This window comes from Sphingomonas insulae, from assembly GCF_010450875.1.
In the GTDB taxonomy this organism is placed as follows: Bacteria; Pseudomonadota; Alphaproteobacteria; order Sphingomonadales; family Sphingomonadaceae; genus Sphingomonas; species Sphingomonas insulae.
In genome coordinates this window covers 396,145-418,867 of record NZ_CP048422.1, presented here as the reverse complement: position 1 = coordinate 418,867, position 22,723 = coordinate 396,145, and the positions used below count along the sequence as shown (strand labels likewise).

Genomic DNA, 22,723 nt, shown 5'->3' with positions numbered 1-22,723 from the left:
CAACGATTGGACGACAGGAGAGACGGATGAACGAAGTGCGTGCGATCTTCATCACCGGTGGCGGGTCGGGCATCGGCCGTGCCGTCGCCCGGCTGTTCGCGGCTCGCGGCTGGCGGGTCGGGATCGCCGACGTCAACGAAACCGGGCTTGCCGAGACCGCGGCGATGCTGCCCAAGGGCATGATCGAACACTACCTCATGGACGTCCGCGACCGCCACGCCTGGACCGCGAACCTCGATGCCTTCACCCGGACGAGCGGCGGCCGGCTCGACGTCTTGTTCAACAATGCCGGGATCGGCACCGGCGGGCCGCTGGCGGACGCAAGCTTCGATGACATCGATCGCACGGTCGCGATCAACTTCACCGGCGTGTTGAACGGCGCCCGTATCGGCCATGCCTATCTGGCGAAGACGCCGGGGTCGGTGCTGCTCAACACCTCGTCGGCATCGGGCATCTACGGATCGTCGGGCCTCGCCACCTATTCGGCGACCAAATTCGCGGTGCGGGGGTTGAGCGAGGCGCTGGATGGAGAATGGTTCCGCGAGGGCATCAAGGTCCGCTGCCTGTTGCCGAGCTTCATCGAAACCCCGCTGCTCGACGGCGTCGCGGGCGGCACCAACCGTTCGATCCGCGAGGCGGTGACCGGCGCCGGCCTGGAACTGACCCCGGTCGACGCGGTCGCCGAAGCGGCATGGAAGGCCGTACACGGCGATGCCGTCCACACCTATGTCGGAAAGACCGCCGACCGCCTGCGCTTCGCCGCCCGCTGGATGCCCGGCGTGTTGCGCAAGCGGATGCGCCGGTCGCTACGCTGATCTATTCGTCGACGATCGCGTCGATCGCCTCGGCCATCTCTACGTCGCGTCCTGACAGGCCGCCGGCGTCGTGCGTGGTCAGGAGGATTTCGACGCGATTGTAGACGTTGCGCCATTCGGGATGGTGGTTCGCCTTTTCCGCCATCAGCGCCACTTGCGTCATGAATCCGAACGCTTCGACGAAATCGGCGAAGACGAGGCTGCGGGTGATCGCGTCGCGGGCCTCGTCATAGTCCCATTCCGGCAGGCCATCGAGCGCATCGGCGCGTTCGGCTTCGCTCAAGGGTTCGATCATGCGCGTGTTCCTTGCTGGACGGGTCGGGGACGGGGTATGGCGACACGCATGAGCGGGCAAGATGCTAATGGACCGGCGCCGGACGCGATGCGGATCGAAGATATCGCACGCGACACGATCGCACGGCTGCCACAGGCGTTCTTGGCACATTTGAAGGACGTGCTGCTGCTGGTCGAAGAAGAGGCCGACGATTCCACGCTCGCCGCACTGGGACTGGAGCATCCGCTGGACCTGACCGGCCTGTACCACGGTCGGCCGCTGGGCGAGAAATCGTCGATGGATTCGGGCACGATGCCCGATCGCATCCACCTGTACCGCCAGGCGATCCTGGCGGAATGGGTCGAGACGGGCGTACGGCTCGACGACCTCGTCCGCCACGTCACCATACACGAGATCGGCCACCACTTCGGTCTGTCCGACGACGATATGCACGCGTTGGAAGATGCGGTGACGGATTGAGCGGATTGGCGTTGGCCGATGTCGCCTGCATCCGTGGCGGGCGGCTGCTGTTCGAGCGGCTGGGTTTCGCCCTTGCGTCCGGTGAGGCGGCGCTGGTGACCGGACCGAACGGCGTCGGCAAATCGAGTTTGTTGCGGATCGCGGCGGGGCTGCTGGCGCCGTCGGCGGGAGAGGTCGTCCGCGATGGCGCGGTGGCGTGGCTGGGGGAGGCGCATGCGCTCGACATGGAGCGACCCCTTGGCGCCGCACTGGCGTTCTGGGTCGGTGCGCAGGCGGAGCCGGCCCTGGCAGCTGTCGGGCTTGGCCATCTGGTCGACGTGCCGGTGCGCGTGCTGTCGACGGGGCAGCGGCGGCGGGCCGGACTGGCGCGGGTAATCGGGATGCGGGCGCCGATCTGGCTGCTCGACGAGCCGGGCAACGGGCTGGATGGCGACGGCGTCGGCCGGCTGGAGGCCGCGATCGCCGCGCATCGTGCCGGAGGCGGTATCGCGGTCGTCGCGACGCATCAGCCGATCGCATTGCCCGGTGCGATGCCGGTGCGGCTCGGCTGATGCGGCTGCGCAGCCTGATCGGGCGGGACGTGCGCCGGGCATGGCAGGGTGGCGGCGCCGCCTGGCCGGTCGGATTCTTCCTGCTCGTCGCCTGCCTGTTTCCCTTCGCCGTCGGGCCGGATGCCGCGCTGCTGGCGCGGATCGGCGGCGGGGTGATCTGGGCGGCGGCATTGCTTGCCGCATTGCTGCCGATCGAGCGGCTGGTCGGCCCGGATGTCGAGGCGGGGGTGATCGACCAGCTGACGGTCCGCGGCATGCCGCTGGCGATGATCGGGCTGGCCAAGACGATCGCGCACTGGCTGGGCTTCGCGCCGCCGCTGATGGTGGCCGCGATCGTGGCGGCGGGTCTGTTCGACCTGTCCGCCGCGACGCTGTGGCGGGTCGAACTGGGACTGCTGATCGGCACGCCGGGGCTTGCCGCACTGGCGGTGGCGACATCGGCGCTGGTCGCCGGGTTGCGTGGCAGCGGTGCGGTGGCGGGGCTGGTGATGCTGCCACTGGCGATCCCGCTGCTGATCTTCGGTGCGGGATCGCTGGACGGCGGGCTGGGGGCGGTGAAGTTGCTGGCGGCGGTCAGCCTGTTGCTGACGGCGGGTGCGCCCTGGATCGTCGCCGCAGCGATCCGGGCCGGCATGGATTAACGGGCCGGGCAGTTCACATCACGACCGATGATCCGAAGCATAGACCATGGCGGCGGCAGTTCCGGTCGCGGGTTTCAGGCGAAACCATTCGGGACGATCGATCGCGGTAAGAAATGCGAGCACAGTAAGGCCGAACATCAGTAGCGCAAGTCTGCCCCACAACGGGTTGAGGGGCTGATCGTCATGGGCGGTATTAGAACGGTCGTCGTTGGTCTGCATCGCTGCGCCTCCTTGGGGATGGGCAACACCATATGCGCATCAGAATTCTTCTACACCGCGAGCGTTCCGTAACGAATTCTTGCTGCGATGCAGCAGGTGACGGGAACGCGACGAATCCCCTCGACGGCCGGCGGGCTAGCGGCTCCAGCGCGCCCAGATGGCGGTCGGCAGCGCCAGTCCGCGCGATTCCTCGCGGACGCCCAGTTCGCCCGCCTCGACCGTGCCCGGCAGGTCGGCGAACAGCTGGCTGAGCAATTCGCCGATCGCCAGCGCCGACATGCGCACGGCATAGACGGTGAGGAACAGGAAGCGGCTGTCGGCGTCGATCAGCTTGCGGCAGTCGGCGATCAGGCGGGGCAGATCCTCCTCCAGCCGCCATATCTCGCCTTCCGGTCCGCGACCGTATTTCGGCGGATCGAGCAGGATGCCGTCATAGCGGCGGCCCCGGCGGACTTCGCGCGCGATGAATTTCGCTGCGTCGTCGATGATCCAGCGTACCGGCGCGTCCTGCAGGCCGGACAGGGCCGCATTGGCCCTCGCCGCCTCGACCGATTTCTTGGAGGCATCGACATGGACCATTTTGGCGCCCGCGCTCGCCATCGCGAGGGTGCCGACGCCCGTATAGCCGAACAGGTTCATGCATTCCGCACCGGGCTTGTCGGCGACGCGTTCGCGCATCCAGTTCCACACCGGCGCCATGTCGGGGAAGAAGCCGAGGTGACGGAACGGCGTCGTCTGCGCGGTGAAGCGAACCTCGTTCCACTTCAGCGGCCAGCCGTCGCGCGGCACGGGTTCGGCAAAGACCCAGCGGCCGCCGCCATCCTCGTCGCTGGCGGGGACGAATTCACCCTTCGCCCGCCAGTCCGCGGTCGCTGGCGCCCACATCGCCTGCGGTTCCGGGCGGACGAAGCGGAAGCGGCCATAGCGTTCCAGCTTCTTGCCATGCCCCGAATCGATCAGACCGTAATCCGCCCAGGGTTCGCCGATCAGCGTGTCGAGCCTCATCGCGTCAGCCCCGCGGTACCGCGCGTTCGGCGATATAGGCGGTGACGGCCTCGAACGTGGCGGGCAGGCTGGCGAACCGCTCCTCGCGGTCGAACAGGTCGCCGATGCGGCCGGGCAGTGCGGGGCGCTGGCCGGTGGCACGTTCCACCGCGTCGCGGAACTTGGCGGGATGCGCGGTGGCGAGCGTCACGACCGGCACGTCGCTGGCATGGCGGCGTGCGGCGGCCAGCGCGATGGCGGTGTGGGGGTCGATGACTTGCCCGGCCTGTTCATGCGCCCAGCGCATCGCCAGCGTCATGTCGTCGAGGTCGACGCGGTCGCTGGCGAACAGGTCGGCCCCGGTGTGCTGCGCATTGGTCAGCCGCATCGCACCGGAGGATTCGAAGCCCTGCATCTGCGTCGCCAGCGCAGCGCCGTCGCGGGCGCCGAGATCGAACAGCAGGCGTTCGAAATTCGAGCTGACCTGAATGTCCATCGACGGCGTCGGCGTTTGCTGGACGACGCCCTTGCTGTAGTCGCCGGCGCTGATCGCACGGTGGAGGATGTCGTTGACGTTGGTCGCGACGATCAGCTTCGACACCGGCAGGCCCATCTTCGCCGCGACGTACCCGGCGAAGACGTCGCCGAAATTGCCCGTCGGCACCGAAAAGGCGACGGCGCGATCGGGTGCGCCGAGGCGGACGGCAGCGTAGAAATAATAGACCACCTGCGCCATCAGCCGCGCCCAGTTGATCGAGTTCACCGCCGACAGCGTGAAGCGGCCCGAGAAATCCGCATCGTTGAACATGCGCTTCACCAGCGCCTGCGCAGTGTCGAAGTCGCCGTCGATCGCGATGTTGTGGACGTTGGGCGCGAGCACCGTCGTCATCTGGCGGCGCTGCACGTCCGACACCCGGCCGGCGGGGTGGAGCATGAAGATGTCGACGCCCTGCCGCCCGGCGAGCGCATCGATCGCCGCCGACCCGGTGTCGCCGCTGGTCGCGCCAACGATGGTGAGGTGGGTGTCGGTGCCGGTCAGGAACCGTTCGAACAGCAGGCCGAGCAGCTGGAGCGCGACGTCCTTGAACGCCAGCGTCGGGCCGTGAAACAGTTCGAGCAGCCACTGATCGTGGTCGAGCTGGACCAGCGGCGTCACCGCAGCGTGGCTGAAGCGGCCATAGGCCCGGGTGCAGAGGTCCTTCAGCTCTGCCGCGGTGAGCGCGTCGCCGACGAAGGGGGTCATCACCGCCACCGCGGTATCGACGTAGGACAGATTGGCGAGGCCGGCGATCTGATCGCGGGTCAGGCTCGGCCACGTCTCCGGCAGATAGAGGCCGCCGTCGGAGGCCAGCCCGGCGAGGGTGACGTCACGGAAATCGAGGGCGGGCGCGGCCCCGCGGGTGCTGACATAGCGCATCGCGGCTGGGTAGCGGGCGCGGGCGCAGGGGGCAATCGCGCGATTCTTGCCCGGGGCCATGGTCGGGCTATCGCACCGGCGCCGCGGCGGATGCGCCACGTGCCGATTCGGACCTGCGGAAGTTGCCGAAGTTGACGGTACGTCCGGCTCGAAAACGCCATCCGCCCCGGTGCCGGAGGGCATGCGGGCGGATGGGTGGTGGTGGCCGGACATAAGGGGAACGTATCCTGCTGGCGGCGTGTAGGACAGCGCGGATATTCTGTGCGTCTCAGGCGCGCGCGATCATCGGGTTTGGCGCGACGCAGGCTGAAAATTCCCCCGTCACCCCGGACTGGTTCCGGGGTCCACGGTGCCGCGCAGGCAGCGCTTGAGCCGCCCGCCGTTTGCCTCGCCGCAGGGTGGACCCCGGAACCAGTCCGGGGTGGCGGGGGATATTGGCCTGCGTAACCTGATGGCGATCCATCGCTTCAGCGACGGCGGCTATCGCCGCCGCCGGACCGCCAGGACGTAGATCACCACGGCGATGGCCGCGAACAGGAACCATTGCACGGCATAGGACAGATGGTTGTTCGGCACCGACGACAGATCGGGCCTGCCATTCGCGCCGAGGCCGGGGGCAGGGGTGTCGGCGACCAGCATCAGCCGCTGCGGGCTGTGATCGAACAGCGAACCGATCAGCGAACGCGCATCGGGCGCGTGGCTGATGAAGCCGGTGACCGCGCCGCCGTTCCACCGGCCCTTGAACATCGGATCGGGGGTGGTGCCGAGCTGGACGATGAGGCCATTGCCGCAATCGGCGATCAGCCGGAACCCGGCGGCACCCGCGCCGGCAAGGCGCTGGCGGTCGGGGCGCGTGCAGGTGGCGTAGGTACGGCGGAACAGCAGCGTCTCGTCGGGTGCGTTCGGAAAGGCGATCGCCGGGCGGGACGGGTTGGCGGCCAGCTGGGCGAGATAGGCCTCTTTCCGGGGTGCCCGGTCGAGCAGCTGCCACAGGCCGAGGGCGATCATCGCGGCGACGGCGAGGCCGACGACGATCGTGGAGACGATCGGAAAGCGCTTCATGCCTCGGGGTCGGCTCCGGTGTCGATCCGCCCTTCGCGCGCGGCATTGCGATATTCGGCGGCGATCAGCGCGCCCTTGGCGAGGCGCAGCGACCCGACGACGCCGGCGAGCGTCACCGGTATCCAGATCAGCATGTGGAGCCAGAGCGGCGGGTGCAGCGTCAGTTCCAGCGCGATCGCACCGGCGACGACGATGGTACCGAGGATGAGGGTGAGGAACGCCGCGGGGCCGTCACCGACGTTGAAGCGGCCGTAATCGAGCCCGCAGGCGCGGCACCGGTCGGCGAACCTGATCCAGCCGGCGAACAGGGTGGGCTGTGCACATCGCGGGCACAGCCCCTTCAGCGCGACCTCGACGATAGCCGGCGTGGTGGCCGGTGAGGTCGCGTCGGCCATCAGCCGCCGTGGACCGGCGCGCCCCAGCCACCCCAGACATAGACGGTGACGAACAGGAACAGCCACACCACGTCGACGAAATGCCAGTACCAGGCTGCGGCTTCGAAGCCGAAGTGCTGGCGAGGCGTGAAGTCGCCCTTGTAGGCGCGGATCAGGCAGACGATCAGGAAGATCGTGCCGATCAGGACGTGGAAACCATGGAAGCCGGTCGCCATGAAGAAGGCCGCGCCATAGTTCAGCCCCTTGAAGGGGAAGGGCGCGTGCATATATTCATACGCCTGGATCGAGCTGAACAGCGCCCCGAGCACGACCGTCAGCCACAGCCCCTTGAGCACGCCGTCGCGGTTGCCGACGCCGAGCATGCCCCACAGGCCGGTCTTTTCACCGCCGCGTTGATTGTGGATCAGCGCATGGTGCGCCCAGGTGACGGTGGTGCCGCTGGTCAGCAGGATCAGCGTGTTGAGCAGCGGCAGTTCGAAGGCGTCGATGACCTCCAGCCCCTTGGGCGGCCATTGTGCGGCGATCGCCGTCGCGCCCTCTGCCGCGCGTTCGACCTGGCCGTCGACGAAGCTCATCGCGGTCGGGAACAGGCTGAAATCGAAGAAGGCCCAGAACCAGCCGACGAAGAACATGACTTCGGAAGCGATGAACAGGATCATACCGTAGCGGAAGTGCAGCTGGACGACCGGGGTATGGTCGCCGTGATGCGCCTCCCTCACCACTTCGGCCCACCAGCTGTACATGGTGAACAGCACGCCGGCGAGGCCGATCAGGAACATCCAGCCGCCGCCGTTCGCCTTTTCGGCGGACAGGTGGCCGCCATGCATCCACATGATCGCGCCGGACGCCATCACCAGCGCCGACAGCGACCCGAACAGCGGCCAGATGCTGGGGGGCAGGATGTGGTAATCGTGGTTCTTGGCGCCTGCCATGTCGTTTCCCTGTTCTTATCCTCTTGACGCTGCTCTAGCCCGCCGTTTTCGCGGAATCCACCGGGTAAAATGTGTAGGAGAGCGTGATCGTCTCGACATCCCTGGCGTCGGGATCGTCCATGATCTTGGGATCGACGAAGAAGATGACCGGCATCCGCTGCGTCTCGCCGGGCTGCAGCGTCTGCTGGGTGAAGCAGAAACACTGGATCTTGGTGAAATATTTGCCCGCCTGGCTGGGCGTGACGTTGAACGTCGCGGTGCCGGTGATCGGCTTCGCATCGGTGTTGGTCGCGGTGAAGAACGCCATGTCGCGCGCGCCGATCCTGACCGTCTCCGATCCCGCTTCGGGGCGGAAGCGCCATTTCATGCCCGGCGCGACATTGGTGTCGAAATCGATGCGGATCAGCTTGTTGACCGCGCCCGGTGCTTCCTGCCCGCGCTGGGTGGTGCCGTTGAGGCCGGTGACCTGGCAGAACATGCGGTACAGCGGGATGCTGGCCCAGGCGACGCCGGTCATCAGACAGATGCCGATGACCGCGAACATCGCGGTGCGCAGCTGGCGGCGGGTGCTGTCCGTGGTGTCGGTCACATCATGCCTTCACGGATTTTCACGATCGCGACCGCGAAGATCAGCATGACGAACGCACCAAGCAGTAGCGCCATGACGATCGCGCGCGATTTCTGGCGGCGGCGGATGAGGTCCTGTTCGTCGGGGGTCATGCGAACACCCACCGATCGACGACGAGCGCGCCGAACACCACGAAGAGGTAGAGGATGGAATAGCTGAACAAGCGCTTCTCCGGTTTCATGGTGTCGTCGGCACCGGTGGTGCGCGTCGCCACGATCAGCGCCAGCACACCGAACAGGATGGTGGTGGCGGTGGCGATGCCGCCATAGATCGGCCCGGTCAGGCCGAGCGGCCAGGGCGCGACGGCGGCGATCGCCATCGGGATGGTGTAGAGGCCGATGTGGGTCCTCGTCACCCGTTCGCCCGCGACGACGGGCAGCATCGGCACGCCGGCATTGGCGTAATCGGTCTTCACGAACAGCGCGAGCGCCCAGAAGTGCGGCGGCGTCCACAGGAAGACGAGGCCGAACAGCAGCAGCGGCAGCAGCGCGACGTCGCCGGTCGCGGCGGCCCAGCCGATCAGCGGCGGGAACGCCCCGGCCGCGCCGCCGATGACGATGTTCTGCGGCGTCCGCCGCTTCAGCCAGACGGTGTAGATGAGGACGTAGAACAGGATCGACACGGTCAGGATCGCCGCCGCGGCGACGTTCACCGCGACGAACATCAAGATGACCGAAAAGGCCGCGAGGCCGACGCCGAAGTGCAGCGCCGCCTGCCGGTCCATCCGCCCGTCGGGCAGCGGCCGCTTTTGCGTCCGGCGCATCTTGGCGTCCAGATCCGCCTCGTACCATTGGTTGAGCGCGCCCGCCGCGCCGGCACCCAGCGCGATGCACAGGATCGCAGTAAAGGCGATGATCGGGTGGATGGTGTGGCCATTGACGGGCGGTGCCGCCAGCATGCCGCACAGGCCGGTGAAGACGACGAGGGTCATCACCCGCGGCTTGGTCAGCGCCAGGAAGTCGCGCCAGTCGGCGGGGGGAAGAAGGGGCGTCGCGGCCGTCATATACCGCCCGCTATACGCACGGCGGGGGCGGGGGGAAGGGCGCGACGATCACCGCAACGATCGTGCTGATCCAGGTCAACCGACTCGGACAGGCGTGGAACGATCGGTGGTTCAGGCGGTTAGCCAGCCCCACCAGGGGAGATGACGATGGCAACCCGTATCGCCGACGCAGGCAGTTCCGCGTCGCAGTTTCTGACGGACAGTTTCCAGCGCGGACTGGCGCACTGGAACCGCGAACGGCTGGAGCCGGCATTCCCCACCGACGACTGGCAGCGCGTGCTGGATCGCGACGTGCGCATGCAGCGGCTGGAAGGCGGGTTCCTCGAGGAATTGCGCGAGGAGGTGCAGGCCGAGGCGGCCGCGGCGCCGACCGACGTCGAGGGCTTCATCGCGTGGTTCGAGGCGTTGAAGCAGGATGGTCCGGGCCAGTACGACCCCTTGTTCCCCTGGCTTGCCGAAGAGGCGAACCTCGACCAGCTGCGCTGGTTCTTCGAGCAGGAAGCGGCGGGCGAGGCGGGGTTCGACGACCTGGTCGCGATGACGCAGGTCAAGCTGCCGACGCTGCCCAAGCTGGAGCTGGCGCGCAACTATTGGGACGAGATGGGCCGCGGCAACGCCAAGGGCATGCACGGGCCGATGCTGGATGCGCTGGTGGACACGCTGGCGGTGAACCCGGTGATAGAGAACACCTTGTGGCAGAGCCTGTGCCTGGCCAATGCGATGACGGCGATGGCGACCAGCCGCCGTTATGCGTGGCATTCGGTCGGCGCGCTGGGCGTGATCGAGCTGACCGCGCCGGACCGGTCGGCAGCGACAGCCAAGGGCCTGCGACGCATGGGCTTTTCCGACAAGGAACGCCGGTATTTCGACCTGCATGCGGTGCTCGACATCAAGCATAGCGAGGACTGGAACCGCGAGGCGATCCGCCCCGCGGTCAGCGAGGATCCGCGCCGCGCGACGGCGATGGCCGAGGGTGCGCTGATCCGGCTGAAGTGCGGCCAACGCTGTTTCGAGGCCTATCGCGCCGTGTTGATGGGCTGATCGCCGACCGCCTCCCCAGGGTCGGGCGGCGGCATCACACGAAGCCGAGGTTCCAGCTGGACGGGTTGTAATTGCCCATGTTGGGCAGCACGGTCGTCAGGTCGCCGTTGCCGACGCCGAACCAGCTGGCGAGCGTAGCGGCATATTGATCGACGCTGGTCGTCGGCAACAAGCGGCCCTGGCCGACGTCATCGGCGGTGCCGTTGCCGATCGCCGGGGGCGTGCCATAGAAGCGCCGGCCCTTCACCGCGCCGCCCATCACGATATGATGGCTGCCCCAGCCATGGTCGGACCCGTCGTCGTTCGACTGCAGCGTCCGGCCGAAGTCGGAGGCGGTGAAGCTCGTCACCTTGTCCGCCACGCCCAGTGCGACCGTCGTATCGTAGAAGGCGCGCATGGCGTCGGCGACCTTGCCGATCAGGCCGGGGTGTTGCGCGACGAGGTTGTCGTGAAGGTCGAACCCGCCGATCGAGACGAAGAACACCTGCCGCCTGGCCCCCAGTTCCGACGATACGGAGATCAGCCGCGCGACCATCTTGAGCTGGTCGGCGAGCGCGTTGCCGGTCGGGAACAGCGTGAACCCCGACGCCGGGGCGCCGGCCAGCGCGCCGCTGACCTGTGCATAGGTGTCGAGCGCGCGCTTGCTGACGCGGGCGTGTTCGGTGGCGAGCATGTGCGGGTTGCTGCCGGTCATCAGGTTGCGCAGCGTCGCCGCCGCCGTCGTCGATCCGTAGAGCGAGGAGGCATTGTTGATGAGCGGGATCGGGCCGCCGGTACCGACCGCATATTGCACCGCCGATTTGCCGGTCAGATAGACCGCGTTGCCGCTGGCGTTGATGCAGGTCAGCGTCGCCGCGCCGTTGCCGGACTGGAACAGGTCACCGATCTGCCCGCCCCAGCCGCTGGTCGCGCCTTCGGGGTTGGAGGCCTGGAAATAGCTCTGCTGGTCGTTGTGGCTGAACAGCTTGGGCGGCAGCTTGACCGTGTTCTGCTGATATTGCGCCTTCGTCGTCGGCTGGACGAGCGTGCCGACGTTGAGCGTCACCGCCAGCTTGCCGGCATCGAACAGCGGCAGCAGCGATCCCATCGTCGGTGCCAGCGCATATTGGCGCCCGCCGGGCAGGCCGATCGTCGGGTTCAGCATCGTCGCCGCCAGCGAATCGCGGTTGTGGGCGATGTTGGCGCGCGCCGCCTGATATTGCGCATAGCCGGCAGCATCATAGGGCGGCAGCGTGTTGGCGTAATCGTTGCCGCCGTACAGGAAGATGCAGACCATCGCCTTGTAGTCGGTTGCCGTCGCCGCGGCCGCTTCGCCGATCGCAGCGAGGCTGGTGACGAACGGCGTCGCCACGCCGGCGACGCCGAGCGCGGCGGAGCGTTTGAGGAAGGCGCGGCGCGAGGCATCGTGATGGAAGGACATGGGACTCACCGCAGCGTGAGGAATTCGGGGGAGGCGAGCGTCAGCAGCAGCGCGATGCCGACCCGGTTGATCGGGCCGTTGGTCGCGGTGGCGGCGATGCTGTCGACCGCGGCGCGGATCGCCGTGACGGTGGCCGCACCCAGCTGACCGGCGGCGAGGACCAGATTGACCTCGTCGACCAGCGCGGCGCTGTCGGACGCCCTGGCGACGAGGTCGGTATAGTCCGGCTTGGTGTCGCCGGCGCCATTGGCGACGAGCCCCTGCATGTAGTTGACGTAGGCGACGACGCTTTGTTCGTTGGTGATCTGGAATTCCGGCGCGACCAGCCCGGCGCTGCTGATGCCGGTCGCGGGCGGCGCATAGGCCGGGCGGAAGAAGTTGAAGACGGTGGCGCTGCGTCCCATCGACTGGCCGAGCCGGGACGACTGGCTGGACGTATCGCCGAACGCCCACAGGTTGCCGGGCGAGGCGACCTTTGCAAAGCGTGCCCAGCCCGTCAGCCGCATGACCGGTTCGCGCAGCTTGCCCGCGGTGGTGCTGGCGAGGGCGGCATCGCTGCGCGCATCGGTATCCAGCAGGATCGCCTTGATGACCGCCTTCATGTCGCCGCGCACCCCGGCGCCATTGTCGGCGAACACCGCCGCGACGCGGCCGACATAGGCGGGGGCGGGATTGCTGGTGACGAGGCGCTGGATCAGCTGTTTCGACACGAACGGGGGCAGATTGGGATGCGCGAAGATCGTGTCGAGCGCCTGTTTGACCGCGGCCATGCCGCCGCCGCTGGTCGATGTGCCGAGGAAGCTGGCGCCCCCCGTTTCGTTCAACGCGGCGTTCATCACCAGCGGCTGGCGATACCGGTCGGGCGTGGTGCTGACGGTGGTCGCGAGGCTCAATCCGGTGAACACGCGGGCGAGGCCGGCGACGTCCGCCGGCGTATAGGTTTCGAGGGGTGCGCCGCCGCTGCTCTTGACGCTGCCATCCGGGTTGAGCTGATAGAGCCCGAGCGTGAACAGCTGCATCAGTTCGCGCGCGTAATTCTCATCCGGTTGCGCGCCGGTGGTGGCATTCGCCTTGCGGTTGCCGAGGAAGGTGAGGAACGAGCCCATCGCCGCATTGGTGGTGATCGCATCGAGGATGGTGCGATAATTGCCGAACGCATTGTCGAGCAGCAGGTCGACATAGGCGGCGGTGGCGAATTGTTTCCAGTTGAGATTGACGCCGCCGATGCCGACGACGAGCAGATCGAGCAGCGCCATGCCGACGCGTTGGCGCAGCTGGTCGGGCTCGACGATCATCTGTCGCCATAGCGTCACGTCGAAACCCGTTTCGGCGTTGATGTTGGTCGCGGCGGCATAGCCGTTGGCGACCAGCCAGTCCCAATGCGATATCGCGCGGGGTAGCGCGAACTGGTCGTCGATCCACCCTTCGTAGCGGCGCGCGACCACGGTATCGATCATCGGACGGGTCGCGCCCATCGTCGCCTGCGCCAGGAAGCGGCTGGCCTGGGTCGCGGTGATGGTGGCGGGCGCGACGACGACGGGCGCACTGGGCGGCGGGGTCGCGGTCGTGCCACCGCCGCCGCTGCCACAGGCCGCGAGCAACAGGGCAGGGGCGATGGCGCCGCCCAGCCTGAGCGGATCGGTGGCGCCGTCCGCGTCTTCGACACGTGGGGCGAACGCGTCCGCCTGTTCACTATCCAGCACTGATGCAGATCCCCCGACCCGTCCGCCCGCGATCCTCCCCGGGGCGAAGGTGCATCGTATCAGACATCCCATGCGCCGACGATTTACGAAGATGCTTAATCCGGATCGGTTCGGCGTGATCCGCCGTGGGTTGGTCGCGGGCGTAACGATCGATCGGCGATCTCAATTGTCACCGTCACTGCATCGTCACGCCGGACCGGTTCCGGGGCCACTGACCGGCGAGGAGAATGGCCGGGGGCTTATGCAGTCCGCCCTGTGGACCGTGGGCCGCGGGTATGGGGCAGGATTGACGATCGCTACGAAAAAGCCCCGGCGGTGAGGCCGGGGCTTGTCGGTCGTAGTCCGGAGAGGCCCGTCATGGGAGTGAATCCCATGACGTCGATCGCGGCATGGCCGCGTCGGCCGGGCCGGTGCGTGCGGCTTGGCCGCATCGGCGCGTAGCCTTGGCTACGCGCCTCGCACCGTCAATCGACGCGCGGCAGGGTTTCGAACTGGTGATACGGCGGCGGCGAGGACAAGGTCCATTCCAGCGTCGTGGCACCTTCGCCCCAGGGATTGTCGGGCGCCTTCGGTCCCGCGATCAGCGAATAGATCACGTTGACGAAGAAGATCACCATGCCCGCGGCCATGATCTCATAACCGTGGCTGGCGAGCGCGTTCCACGTCGCATAGGCGTCCGGATAGTCCGGATAGCGACGCGGCATGCCCTGAAGCCCCAGGAAGTGCATCGGGAAGAACAGCACGTTCACGCCGACGAAGAATACCCAGAAGTGCGCCTGGCCGAGGAACTCGTTGTACATCTTCCCGAACATCTTCGGGAACCAGTAATAGAAGCCGGCGAACAGACCGAACACCGCGCCGAGGCTGAGCACGTAGTGGAAGTGCGCCACGACGTAATAGGTGTCCTGCATGTAATCGTCGATGCCGCCGTTGGCGAGCACGACGCCGGTGACGCCGCCGACCGTGAACATGAAGATGAAGCCGATCGCCCAGACCATCGGCGTCTTAAACGACAGCGAACCGCCCCACATCGTCGCGATCCAGCTGAAGATCTTGATGCCGGTCGGCACCGCGATCACCATCGTCGCCGCGGTGAAGTACATCTTCACGTTCACCGACAGGCCGGTGACGAACATGTGGTGCGCCCAGACGACGAAGCCGACGACGCCGATCGCGACCATGGCATAGGCCATGCCGAGATAGCCGAAGACGGGCTTGCGGCTGAACGTCGCGATGATCTGGCTGACGATGCCGAAGCCCGGCAGGATCATGATGTACACTTCGGGATGGCCGAAGAACCAGAACAGATGCTGGTACAGGATCGGGTCGCCGCCACCGGCGGGATCGAAGAAGGTGGTGCCGAAGTTGCGGTCGGTCAGCAGCATCGTGATCGCCGCGGCGAGTACCGGCAGCGCGAGCAGCAGCAGGAAGGCGGTGACGAGCACCGACCACACGAACAGCGGCATCTTGTGCAGCGTCATGCCCGGCGCGCGCATGTTGAAGATGGTGGTGATGAAGTTGATCGCGCCGAGGATCGACGAGGCGCCGGCGAGATGGAGCGACAGGATCGCCATGTCCACCGACGGTCCGGGCTCGCCATAGGTCGACAGCGGGGCGTACACCGTCCAGCCGGTGCCGGCGCCGCCGAAGAACGGCGAGGCGAGCAGCAGCGAGAAGGCGGGGATGAGCAGCCAGAAGCTGACGTTGTTCATCCGCGGGAACGCCATGTCGGGCGCGCCGATCATGATCGGCACGAACCAGTTGCCAAAGCCGCCGATCATCGCCGGCATCACCATGAAGAACACCATGATGAGGCCGTGCGCGGTGATGAGTACGTTCCACAGGTGGAGCGCATGGTCGAGGCCGCCGTCGCCGCCGGGCAGGAAGTTCGCCCAGCCGACCAGATACTGGATGCCCGGCTGCGCGAGTTCGGCGCGCATGAGCCCCGAGATCGCGCCACCGATGATCCCCGCGACGATCGCGAAGATCAGGTACAGCGTCCCGATGTCCTTGTGGTTGGTCGACATGAACCAGCGGGCGAAGAAGCCCGGCTTATGGTCCGCATCGTGATGCGCATGATCGTCGTGCGCGACGAATGCGGATGGGTTGAGTGCGGTATCGGTCATCTTACTGTCCCGCGTTGCCGGTGGCCGGATTGCCGGTCGCACCCTGCGAAGAGGTTGGAGCGGTGGTGGTGGCGTTCTCGACCGGGCCAGTGGCGGCGTCGGCCGCATTGCCCTGCGCCTCCTTCGCCGCGGAGCCCTCGGCGCCGGGCTGCGGGATCACCTTGTCGCTCGGCTGGCCGGGCGTCGGCATCGTGCCGCCCTTGGCGCGGACCCAGGCGGCGAACTGTGCCGGCGCGACTGCCTCGACCGCGATCGGCATGAAGGCGTGGCGCGCGCCGCACAATTCGGAACACTGGCCGAAGTACAGGCCCGGCTTCTTGATGGTGAAGCTGGTCTCGTTGAGGCGACCCGGCACCGCATCGAGCTTGATCCAGAAGGCGGGGACCGCCCAGCTGTGGATCACGTCCTGCGATGTGGTGATGAGGCGGATCGGCACGCCGACCGGCAGCACGATGCGGTTGTCGGCGGCGAGCAGGCGCGGGCCGTCGGCGTCGGTGCGGAACCGCTCGCCCTTGGCGACCTGGTCCTTTTCCTTCAGCATGTTGGCGGTGATCTCGAACCCGCCGTTATCGGGATATTGATACGACCAATACCATTGGTTGCCGATCGCCTTCAGCGTCACCGCGCCGGCCGGCGCGGGCTTGAACTGCGCCTGGAGCAATCCGATCGACGGCACCGCGATCATCACCAGGATGACGACCGGCGCCAGCGTCCAGATGATCTCGATCGCGGTGTTGTGGCTGGTCTTCGATGGCACCGGGTTCGCCGCCTTGCGGAAGCGGATGACGACGTAGATCAGCAGCAGCAGCACGAACACGCTGATGACGGTGATCAGCGGGAACAGGATCGAATCGTGAAACCAGTGGGCGAATTCGCCATTGGTGGTCACCTGCGGCTGGATGCCGATGCGGCCGTCGACCGGGTGGCCGACGCCGGGTTCGATGGTGGTCGCGGGTGCGCCGTCCTGCGCCAGCAGCGGCGAATTCGGCGCGGCGGGTGCCGTCGCGTTGGCGGTGGTGGGGGCGATGTTTGATACGCCGGCCGGCGCGGCGGCACCCTGCGGCGCGGGCGCGGCGTGCGACGCGGCTCCCAAGCCTGCGAGCGCCAGCCCGGTGGCCAGTGCGATCCCCTTGAACCTCATGCGCATGCGTGTCGTCACCCCGTCCAGATTCCCTCGCCCGCCCGGCGAACGGGCCGTTATGGGCGCAAGACTGCGCCCCTTTTGCCATGGCCTATACGCGGCGGTGTCGTCCGCCTCAAGCGCTGCCCATATGTTTATGACTCCACGCTGCTTGGCCTCGGCGCGGCGACCACCTATGAGCGGCCGATACCGACGTATTCCTTGCGAGACCGCCGATGACCGACGACGACGTGCTGGCCGAATTCCGTGCCGCCGATGCCCTGCTGGAGGGGCATTTCATCCTGTCGTCGGGCCTGCACAGTTCGCGCTACCTGCAATGCGCCCGCGTGCTGATGGACCCGCGCCGGGCCGCGCGCCTGTGCGAGGCGCTGGTCGCGCGTATCCCGGGCGAGATCAAGGCGCGGATCAGTGCCGTCGTTTCGCCCGCGATGGGCGGCGTGATCGTGGGGCACGAGATGGCGCGGGCGCTGGGGGTGGAGGCGATGTTCGTCGAGCGGCCGACCGGCACGTTCGAATTGCGCCGCGGATTCCGGCTGGAACCGGGGCAGGAGGTGCTGATGATGGAGGACGTCGTCACCACCGGGCTGTCGAGCCGCGAGGCGATCGTGGCGATCGAGGCGGCGGGCGGGCGGGTGATCGCCGGCGCGTCGCTGGTCGACCGGTCGGGCGGCACCGTCGATCTGGGCGTGCCGTTCCACCCGCTGGTCCGGCTCGACGTGCCGACCTATGCCGCCGATGCGCTGCCGGCCGACCTCGCGGCCATTCCCGCGGCCAAGCCGGGCAGCCGGGCGGCGTGAGCGGGCCGCTGCGCCTCGGCGTCAACATCGACCACGTCGCCACCGTGCGCAATGCGCGTGGCGCTGGCTATCCCGATCCGGTGCGCGCCGCCCTGCTGGCGGCGGAGGCGGGGGCGGACGGCATCACCGCGCATCTGCGCGAGGATCGCCGGCACATCACCGACGACGACATCGCGCGGCTGTCGGCGAAACTGACCGTGCCGCTCAACCTCGAGATGGCGGCGACCGACGAGATGCTCGCGATCGCCCTGCGCCATCGCCCCCATGCGGCGTGCATCGTGCCGGAAAAGCGCGAGGAGCGGACGACCGAGGGCGGCATCGATGCTGCCGGACAGCACGACCGCTTGGCGCCGCTGGTCAGCGAACTGGGCGCGGCGCGCATCCGCGTGTCGCTGTTCATCGAACCCGACGCGCGGCAGATCGACGCGGCGATCCGGCTGGGTGCGCCGGTGGTCGAGCTGCATACCGGTCGCTACGCCGAGCTGGACGGCGCGGCGCGGACCGAGGAGCTGCGCCGGCTGTCGGACGCGGCGGCGCTGGCGGCCAAGAACGGGATCGAGGTGCATGCGGGCCACGGCCTGACCTTCGACAACGTCGGCCCGATCGCGGCGATCCCGCAGGTGCGCGAGCTCAACATCGGCCATTTCCTGGTTGGCGAGGCGCTGTTCGCCGGGCTCGGCGAGAGCGTGCGGCGGATGCGCGAGGAGATGGATGCGGCGCGTGGCTGATGGTCGTTCCTCGAACTTCGGGGAAGGGGTAATTCACGCGAAGCCGCGAAGCCGCGAAGGAGGAACGATGGTTCGCGCGGAGGCGCGGAGGCGCGGAGTAGAGGGTGAGCCGATGCACCGGGACGGGCCGCGGCTGCCGGCATGCAGGGCGCCCGCGGCGCAGCATGTGTGGTGCGCCAGGGCTCCGGCCCGATCGCCCTCCCTTTCGTCTCCGCGCCTCCGCGCCTCCGCGCGAACCCAATCTTCGCGTCTTCGCGTCTTCGCGCGAACCCCTCTTATTCTCTCAGGACCCGCCGCGTGATCGTCGGCCTCGGCTCCGACCTGTGCAACATCGAGCGTATCCAGCAGTCGCTCGACCGGTTCGGCGACCGCTTCGAACACCGCGTCTTCACCGATCACGAGCGCGCCAAAGCGGCGCGGCGACCGTTCACCAAGGCGGGGACGCTGGCCAAAAGGTTCGCCGCCAAGGAGGCGTTTTCCAAGGCGGTCGGCACCGGTTTCAAGGCCGGCGTGTTCATGAAGGACATCGGCGTCGTCAACGCCTCCGGCGGCGCGCCGACACTGGTGCTGACCGGCGGGGCCAAGCAACGGCTTGACGCGTTGATCCCACACGGCCACGTCGCGGCCGTACATTTGACCCTGACCGACGATCATCCCTGGGCGCAGGCCTTTGTGATAATCGAGGCGATAGCGGATCCCAAGGCATGAAGGAAGCGGTGTTGGACGGCAATCAGCCCACCGAGGTGGCGACCAATCCGCCGGCGGAGGCCGCGCCGAAGAAGACGACCGACTGGTGGGGTGAGATCAAGGGCATCTTCTGGCTGATCCTGATCGTATTGGGTTTCCACAGCTTCATCGCCAAGCCGTTCTACATCCCCTCGGAATCGATGCTACCGGGCCTGCGCATCGGCGACCGGCTGGTGGTGTCCAAGTTCGCCTATGGCTGGTCGTTCGTCTCGCCGACGATCCCCAACCCCGTCGCGATCTTCAAGAGCGTGGTGCTGCGCCAGCCCGAGGAAAGCTGGAGCGTCGGCCTGCCGTTCGTCCACGGCCGCCTGTTCGGCAGCCTGCCGCAGCGCGGCGACGTCGTCATCGTCACGCCGCCGGGAACGCGGAACGATTATATCAAGCGCGTCATCGGCCTGCCGGGCGACACGCTGGCGGTGCAGGGCGGCACGGTGATCCTCAACGGCAAGCCGATCGCGCGCGGTCCGATGCATTACGTCGACCTGCCCGTGGACACCAACAGCCCGTGCAGCGACAGCGAATATTACGGCGCGCGGCGCCCCGCGCCCGGCGGCGGCTATGTCTGCCACATGCCGATCGTCACCGAAACGCTGCCCAATGGCCGCCATTACGACACCGTCGACATGGAGCCGGACAGCCCGGGGGACAATTTCGCGACGGTGACGATCCCGGCGAACCACGTCTTCCTGATGGGCGACAATCGCGACCGGTCGGCGGACAGCCGCTTTCCGCTGTCGCAGCTGGGGCTGGGCGGGCCGGTGCCGTATGAGAATCTGGGTGGCCGGGCGGAATTCCTGACCTTCAGCCTGGATGGCGATGCGACGTTCAACCCGCTGACCTGGTGGGGATCGCTGCGCTCCGGCCGCGCCGGCGTCTCGCTCCATCCTGCCGAAGGACGATAACATGGCCGACGTGCCGCGCGTGCAGGACGCCAGCCCCAACGAGCTGCGCGACCCGTTCATCCGCCAGGAATTGAAGCGGGCGAGCGTGTGGCTGGGCCTCGCCGGTGGAATCGCGCTGGCGGTCATCCTGGTCCAGCCGCTGCTCATCATCTTTGCCGGACTGGTCTTCGCCGCGTTGCTGGACGGCGGCGTACGCCTGCTCGGCAAGGTGCTGCCGATCGGGCGCGGCTGGCGGTTGCTGATCGTGGTGCTGCTGACGATCGCGTTCCTGATCGGCACCTTCTATCTCACCGGGGTGCAGGTCGCCGACCAGTTCGGCCAGTTGCGCACCACGCTGGAGGCGCAGGCCAATCGCGCGGCGGGCTGGCTCAGTTCGCAAGGGCTGATGCCCGGCGCCTCCGACGTCAGCGGCATCGCGCGACAGGCGTTGAGTTCGGTCGGGCGGATCACATCCTGGGTCGGGACCGCCTTCGGTGCGCTGACGACGATGTTCATGATCGTCGTCATCGGCCTGTTCGTCGCGATGGATCCCGGCACCTACAGCCGCGGGCTGGAATGGATGGTCCCGCGCAGCAATCGCGCGGAATTCGCGGTCGTCCTGCAACGCATGGGCAAGACGCTGCGCCGCCTGCTCGCCGGACGCCTGCTCGGCATGGCGGCGGAGGGCGTGCTGACCTGGATCGCATTGTCGATCGGCGGCGTGCCGATGGCGATGATCCTCGGCATCCTCACCGGCCTGCTCGCCTTCATCCCCAACATCGGCGCGTTCATCAGCGGCGCCCTGATGATCGCGGTCGGCTTTTCCGCGGGCAGCGATGTCGGGTTCTGGGCGATCGGCACCTATGTCATCGTGCAGGGCTTCGACGGCTATGTCCTGTTGCCGATCGTCGCTAAGAAGACGGTCGACCTGCCGCCGGCGCTGACGCTGGGCGCGCAGATCATGGCGAGCGCGCTGTTTGGCATCCTCGGCCTAGCGCTGGCCGATCCGATGACCGCGATGGTCAAGACGGCGCTGGAACGCAGCGCGGAACGTGAGTCCGAAATGGATAATTCCGAGCCGGCATGACCGCGGCGGGCATCGCGCCAAGTCTTTGCCCGCCAATGGCTTACCGTCCAGAACGCCGGAATGGACCCGGGCCGAGGCCGTGTAACGGCCCCGCGTGACACCCCAATGAAGCCGAATTCATGTGCGCCGACCATCGATTGAGGGTAAGTCGCGGCACCTTTATCGTTCGGATCAACGGGTGCAGATCGACCACAGTGCAGGCCGCCCTCGCACCCAAATCGTGCCGGCGTCCCCCGACATCGCGGGACTACAACCCTTGAAGACCATCAAGAGTCGATGGCCGGCGATCATCGGCGCAATCGTGACGCTGGCGATGCTGGCGGGCCTCGGCCATGAGCTGCTGAGTTCGGGGCTGGCCGGCCTCAGCCGCGCGACGCCCCGCAACCCGTTGTTCTACGCGGCCTTCGCGGCGCTCTATTTCGTGCCGCCGCTCGCCGATTACCTGATCTTTCGCCGCCTGTGGCGGATTCCGGCGTCCGGCCTCGTCGCGCTCATCAAGAAGCGGATCGCGAACGACGTGGTCATGGGCTATTCGGGCGAAGCGTATTTCTACGCCTGGGCGCGGGCCCGGACGCAGCTGGTCGCGGCGCCGTTCGGGGCGGTCAAGGACGTGTCGATCCTGTCGGCGATCGCCGGCAATGCGGTGACGCTGGCGATGATCGCGGTGGCGCTGCCGGTCGGCCGCGACCTGATCTCGCCCGACATGATGCGGCTGGTCTATGGCTCGCTGGCGGTGATCTTCGGCACGTCGCTGCCGTTCCTGATCTTTTCGCGCAAGGTGTTCTCGCTGCCCCGCGCCGACCTGTGGATGGTGTTCGGCATGCATTGCGTGCGGCTGATCCTCAGCACGCTGCTGCTGGCGATCGCATGGGCATTGGCGATGCCCAGCGCGGCGATCGGCACCTGGCTGTTCCTGTCGGCGGGACGGCTGCTGTTCTCGCGCCTGCCGCTGCTGCCCAACAAGGACCTGCTGTTCGCCAATTTCGCGATCCTGATGATCGGGCAGGATCAGGCGCTGTCGGAACTGATCGCCTTCACCGCGGCGGCGGTGCTGCTGGTCCATGCGGTGCTGATCCTGGGGTTCGGCGTGCTCCATCTTGCCAGGAGGACATCGTGATGAAGCTGTTGCCGACGGCGGCTGCGCTGCTGCTGTTCGCCACGTCGGTGCCGGGGCCGGCGCATGCGCAGGTGCTGGGCAGCGATGCGGCGGCTTGCAGCCCCGGCGGCGGACCGGCGATCCTGATCGAGGCGGTGGGACTGAAGGACCGCAAGGGCCGGATGAAGCTGGAACTGTATCCCGCCAACGAGACGGATTTCCTGGAGGACGACGACAAGCTGATCGCCGCAGGCAAGACGTTCCGCCGGGTGTGGACGGGCATTCCCGCCGCCGGGCCGGTCGCGATCTGCATCCGCGTGCCGCGACCCGGTCGCTATGCGGTGCTCGCCACCCACGACCGCGACGGCAAGAACAAGTTCAACTTCTTTTCCGACGGGGCCGGGTTCCCGGGCGACGGCAAGCTCGGCATGTCGCGGCCCAAGGTCGATCGCGCGATCGTCGAGGTCGGCACGGGCACCGCCGAGCGTGTCGTACGCATGCAATATCTGCGTGGTCTCGGCGGGTTCGCGCCGATCAAGGACGACTGATGCAGGT

Annotated in this window: 26 protein-coding genes; 12 read left to right on the top strand and 14 right to left on the bottom strand. The window is 67.5% G+C overall.

Features of this window, described 5'->3' with window-relative positions; genetic code table 11:
* The first annotated feature begins 26 nt into the window (after positions 1 to 26).
* Positions 27 to 815 (top strand): SDR family oxidoreductase, encoded by a 789-nt coding sequence (locus GTH33_RS03535; protein ID WP_163957117.1) that lies wholly within the window; start codon positions 27 to 29, stop codon positions 813 to 815.
* Between the two features lies 1 nt (position 816).
* On the opposite strand, the gene GTH33_RS03530 is transcribed toward GTH33_RS03535, so the two are convergent.
* Complete coding sequence (locus GTH33_RS03530; RefSeq protein ID WP_163957116.1) at positions 817 to 1,110, bottom strand: 4a-hydroxytetrahydrobiopterin dehydratase; 294 nt, start codon at positions 1,108 to 1,110, stop codon at positions 817 to 819.
* 48 nt (positions 1,111 to 1,158) lie between these two features.
* Here GTH33_RS03530 and GTH33_RS03525 point away from each other — a divergent pair, with 48 nt between their 5' ends.
* From GTH33_RS03525 to GTH33_RS03515, 3 genes are read left to right on the top strand one after another with little or no spacing between them, the layout of a single operon-like run.
* Positions 1,159 to 1,569, top strand: a complete 411-nt coding sequence (locus tag GTH33_RS03525) for a metallopeptidase family protein (RefSeq protein WP_249054990.1) — start codon at positions 1,159 to 1,161, stop codon at positions 1,567 to 1,569.
* Positions 1,570 to 1,574: 5 nt separating this feature from the next.
* Positions 1,575 to 2,120 carry a heme ABC exporter ATP-binding protein CcmA gene (gene ccmA / locus GTH33_RS03520; RefSeq protein ID WP_420853558.1) on the top strand — a complete coding sequence of 182 codons (546 nt, stop codon included), beginning with the start codon at positions 1,575 to 1,577 and terminating at the stop codon, positions 2,118 to 2,120.
* On the top strand, positions 2,120 to 2,761 hold the full coding sequence (locus GTH33_RS03515) for a heme exporter protein CcmB (protein ID WP_163957114.1): 642 nt from the start codon (positions 2,120 to 2,122) through the stop codon (positions 2,759 to 2,761). The genes ccmA and GTH33_RS03515 overlap by 1 nt, the downstream gene beginning before the upstream one ends.
* Positions 2,762 to 2,779: 18 nt before the next feature.
* Here the strand turns inward: GTH33_RS03515 and GTH33_RS03510 are convergent, their stop codons facing one another.
* From GTH33_RS03510 to GTH33_RS03475, 9 genes are all read right to left on the bottom strand, one after another.
* A complete protein-coding gene (locus GTH33_RS03510; protein ID WP_163957113.1) occupies positions 2,780 to 2,980 on the bottom strand; it encodes a hypothetical protein in 201 nt (66 codons plus the stop codon).
* 135 nt (positions 2,981 to 3,115) lie between these two features.
* On the bottom strand, positions 3,116 to 3,985 hold the full coding sequence (locus GTH33_RS03505) for a class I SAM-dependent methyltransferase (RefSeq protein ID WP_163957112.1): 870 nt from the start codon (positions 3,983 to 3,985) through the stop codon (positions 3,116 to 3,118).
* Between the two features lie 4 nt (positions 3,986 to 3,989).
* Positions 3,990 to 5,381, bottom strand: a complete 1,392-nt coding sequence (gene thrC / locus GTH33_RS03500) for a threonine synthase (protein ID WP_163959568.1) — start codon at positions 5,379 to 5,381, stop codon at positions 3,990 to 3,992.
* Between the two features lie 480 nt (positions 5,382 to 5,861).
* The gene (locus GTH33_RS03495; protein ID WP_163957111.1) at positions 5,862 to 6,443 is read right to left on the bottom strand and encodes an SURF1 family protein; all 582 of its coding nucleotides are present in this window, start codon (positions 6,441 to 6,443) and stop codon (positions 5,862 to 5,864) included.
* Positions 6,440 to 6,838, bottom strand: a complete 399-nt coding sequence (locus GTH33_RS03490; RefSeq protein ID WP_163957110.1) for a DUF983 domain-containing protein — start codon at positions 6,836 to 6,838, stop codon at positions 6,440 to 6,442. The genes GTH33_RS03495 and GTH33_RS03490 overlap by 4 nt, the downstream gene beginning before the upstream one ends.
* Positions 6,838 to 7,770: a cytochrome c oxidase subunit 3 gene (locus GTH33_RS03485; RefSeq protein WP_163957109.1), complete on the bottom strand. Its 933-nt coding sequence runs from the start codon at positions 7,768 to 7,770 to the stop codon at positions 6,838 to 6,840. Before GTH33_RS03485 ends, GTH33_RS03490 begins: the two co-directional genes overlap by 1 nt.
* A 34-nt stretch (positions 7,771 to 7,804) precedes the next feature.
* Positions 7,805 to 8,359, bottom strand: coding sequence for a cytochrome c oxidase assembly protein (locus tag GTH33_RS03480; protein WP_276508910.1), 555 nt, complete (start codon positions 8,357 to 8,359; stop codon positions 7,805 to 7,807).
* On the bottom strand, positions 8,356 to 8,490 hold the full coding sequence (locus tag GTH33_RS18270; RefSeq protein ID WP_276508898.1) for a hypothetical protein: 135 nt from the start codon (positions 8,488 to 8,490) through the stop codon (positions 8,356 to 8,358). Before GTH33_RS18270 ends, GTH33_RS03480 begins: the two co-directional genes overlap by 4 nt.
* Entirely contained in the window at positions 8,487 to 9,401 is a 915-nt protein-coding gene (locus GTH33_RS03475) for a heme o synthase (RefSeq protein ID WP_163957108.1), read from the bottom strand. Before GTH33_RS03475 ends, GTH33_RS18270 begins: the two co-directional genes overlap by 4 nt.
* Positions 9,402 to 9,548: 147 nt before the next feature.
* Between GTH33_RS03475 and GTH33_RS03470 the strand changes: the two genes are divergently transcribed.
* Positions 9,549 to 10,442 carry an iron-containing redox enzyme family protein gene (locus GTH33_RS03470; RefSeq protein ID WP_163957107.1) on the top strand — a complete coding sequence of 298 codons (894 nt, stop codon included), beginning with the start codon at positions 9,549 to 9,551 and terminating at the stop codon, positions 10,440 to 10,442.
* Between the two features lie 34 nt (positions 10,443 to 10,476).
* Here GTH33_RS03470 and GTH33_RS03465 read toward each other — a convergent pair whose 3' ends face one another.
* The 4 genes from GTH33_RS03465 to coxB all read right to left on the bottom strand — a co-directional run bounded on the left by GTH33_RS03465 (position 10,477) and on the right by coxB (position 16,832).
* The gene (locus GTH33_RS03465) at positions 10,477 to 11,862 is read right to left on the bottom strand and encodes a DUF1501 domain-containing protein (RefSeq protein ID WP_163957106.1); all 1,386 of its coding nucleotides are present in this window, start codon (positions 11,860 to 11,862) and stop codon (positions 10,477 to 10,479) included.
* 5 nt (positions 11,863 to 11,867) lie between these two features.
* Positions 11,868 to 13,565, bottom strand: a complete 1,698-nt coding sequence (locus tag GTH33_RS03460; protein WP_249054989.1) for a DUF1800 domain-containing protein — start codon at positions 13,563 to 13,565, stop codon at positions 11,868 to 11,870.
* A 464-nt stretch (positions 13,566 to 14,029) separates the two neighbouring features.
* Entirely contained in the window at positions 14,030 to 15,691 is a 1,662-nt protein-coding gene (gene ctaD / locus GTH33_RS03455) for a cytochrome c oxidase subunit I (protein ID WP_163957104.1), read from the bottom strand.
* A 1-nt stretch (position 15,692) separates the two neighbouring features.
* On the bottom strand, positions 15,693 to 16,832 hold the full coding sequence (coxB, locus tag GTH33_RS03450; RefSeq protein ID WP_420853557.1) for a cytochrome c oxidase subunit II: 1,140 nt from the start codon (positions 16,830 to 16,832) through the stop codon (positions 15,693 to 15,695).
* A 215-nt stretch (positions 16,833 to 17,047) separates the two neighbouring features.
* On the opposite strand from coxB, the gene pyrE reads away from it, so the two are divergent.
* The 7 genes from pyrE (at position 17,048) to GTH33_RS03415 (ending at position 22,716) form a co-directional block, all read left to right on the top strand.
* Positions 17,048 to 17,629 carry an orotate phosphoribosyltransferase gene (gene pyrE, locus GTH33_RS03445; RefSeq protein ID WP_163957102.1) on the top strand — a complete coding sequence of 194 codons (582 nt, stop codon included), beginning with the start codon at positions 17,048 to 17,050 and terminating at the stop codon, positions 17,627 to 17,629.
* Positions 17,626 to 18,357 (top strand): pyridoxine 5'-phosphate synthase, encoded by a 732-nt coding sequence (locus GTH33_RS03440; RefSeq protein WP_163957101.1) that lies wholly within the window; start codon positions 17,626 to 17,628, stop codon positions 18,355 to 18,357. The genes pyrE and GTH33_RS03440 overlap by 4 nt, the downstream gene beginning before the upstream one ends.
* Before the next feature lie 297 nt (positions 18,358 to 18,654).
* Positions 18,655 to 19,065 carry a holo-ACP synthase gene (acpS, locus tag GTH33_RS03435; protein ID WP_163959566.1) on the top strand — a complete coding sequence of 137 codons (411 nt, stop codon included), beginning with the start codon at positions 18,655 to 18,657 and terminating at the stop codon, positions 19,063 to 19,065.
* Positions 19,062 to 20,006, top strand: a complete 945-nt coding sequence (lepB, locus tag GTH33_RS03430; protein WP_163957100.1) for a signal peptidase I — start codon at positions 19,062 to 19,064, stop codon at positions 20,004 to 20,006. The genes acpS and lepB overlap by 4 nt, the downstream gene beginning before the upstream one ends.
* A 1-nt stretch (position 20,007) precedes the next feature.
* A complete protein-coding gene (locus GTH33_RS03425; protein ID WP_163957099.1) occupies positions 20,008 to 21,072 on the top strand; it encodes an AI-2E family transporter in 1,065 nt (354 codons plus the stop codon).
* 256 nt (positions 21,073 to 21,328) lie between these two features.
* Positions 21,329 to 22,189, top strand: coding sequence for a hypothetical protein (locus tag GTH33_RS03420; protein ID WP_208404236.1), 861 nt, complete (start codon positions 21,329 to 21,331; stop codon positions 22,187 to 22,189).
* Positions 22,189 to 22,716: a DUF2141 domain-containing protein gene (locus GTH33_RS03415; RefSeq protein ID WP_163959565.1), complete on the top strand. Its 528-nt coding sequence runs from the start codon at positions 22,189 to 22,191 to the stop codon at positions 22,714 to 22,716. Before GTH33_RS03420 ends, GTH33_RS03415 begins: the two co-directional genes overlap by 1 nt.
* Positions 22,717 to 22,723 lie beyond the last annotated feature (7 nt).

Excerpts from the sequence above, each read along its gene's own strand:
- GTH33_RS03535 (WP_163957117.1), top strand. The coding sequence starts at position 27 with ATGAACGAAGTGCGTGCGATCTTCATCACCGGTGGCGGGTCGGGCATC.
- GTH33_RS03530 (WP_163957116.1), bottom strand. The coding sequence starts at position 1,110 with ATGATCGAACCCTTGAGCGAAGCCGAACGCGCCGATGCGCTCGATGGC.
- GTH33_RS03525 (WP_249054990.1), top strand. The coding sequence starts at position 1,159 with ATGAGCGGGCAAGATGCTAATGGACCGGCGCCGGACGCGATGCGGATC.
- GTH33_RS03515 (WP_163957114.1), top strand. The coding sequence starts at position 2,120 with ATGCGGCTGCGCAGCCTGATCGGGCGGGACGTGCGCCGGGCATGGCAG.
- GTH33_RS03510 (WP_163957113.1), bottom strand. The coding sequence starts at position 2,980 with ATGCAGACCAACGACGACCGTTCTAATACCGCCCATGACGATCAGCCC.
- GTH33_RS03505 (WP_163957112.1), bottom strand. The coding sequence starts at position 3,985 with ATGAGGCTCGACACGCTGATCGGCGAACCCTGGGCGGATTACGGTCTG.
- thrC (WP_163959568.1), bottom strand. The coding sequence starts at position 5,381 with ATGCGCTATGTCAGCACCCGCGGGGCCGCGCCCGCCCTCGATTTCCGT.
- GTH33_RS03495 (WP_163957111.1), bottom strand. The coding sequence starts at position 6,443 with ATGAAGCGCTTTCCGATCGTCTCCACGATCGTCGTCGGCCTCGCCGTC.
- GTH33_RS03490 (WP_163957110.1), bottom strand. The coding sequence starts at position 6,838 with ATGGCCGACGCGACCTCACCGGCCACCACGCCGGCTATCGTCGAGGTC.
- GTH33_RS03485 (WP_163957109.1), bottom strand. The coding sequence starts at position 7,770 with ATGGCAGGCGCCAAGAACCACGATTACCACATCCTGCCCCCCAGCATC.
- GTH33_RS18270 (WP_276508898.1), bottom strand. The coding sequence starts at position 8,490 with ATGACCCCCGACGAACAGGACCTCATCCGCCGCCGCCAGAAATCGCGC.
- GTH33_RS03475 (WP_163957108.1), bottom strand. The coding sequence starts at position 9,401 with ATGACGGCCGCGACGCCCCTTCTTCCCCCCGCCGACTGGCGCGACTTC.
- GTH33_RS03470 (WP_163957107.1), top strand. The coding sequence starts at position 9,549 with ATGGCAACCCGTATCGCCGACGCAGGCAGTTCCGCGTCGCAGTTTCTG.
- GTH33_RS03465 (WP_163957106.1), bottom strand. The coding sequence starts at position 11,862 with ATGTCCTTCCATCACGATGCCTCGCGCCGCGCCTTCCTCAAACGCTCC.
- ctaD (WP_163957104.1), bottom strand. The coding sequence starts at position 15,691 with ATGACCGATACCGCACTCAACCCATCCGCATTCGTCGCGCACGACGAT.
- coxB (WP_420853557.1), bottom strand. The coding sequence starts at position 16,832 with ATGAGGTTCAAGGGGATCGCACTGGCCACCGGGCTGGCGCTCGCAGGC.
- pyrE (WP_163957102.1), top strand. The coding sequence starts at position 17,048 with ATGACCGACGACGACGTGCTGGCCGAATTCCGTGCCGCCGATGCCCTG.
- lepB (WP_163957100.1), top strand. The coding sequence starts at position 19,062 with ATGAAGGAAGCGGTGTTGGACGGCAATCAGCCCACCGAGGTGGCGACC.
- GTH33_RS03425 (WP_163957099.1), top strand. The coding sequence starts at position 20,008 with ATGGCCGACGTGCCGCGCGTGCAGGACGCCAGCCCCAACGAGCTGCGC.
- GTH33_RS03415 (WP_163959565.1), top strand. The coding sequence starts at position 22,189 with ATGAAGCTGTTGCCGACGGCGGCTGCGCTGCTGCTGTTCGCCACGTCG.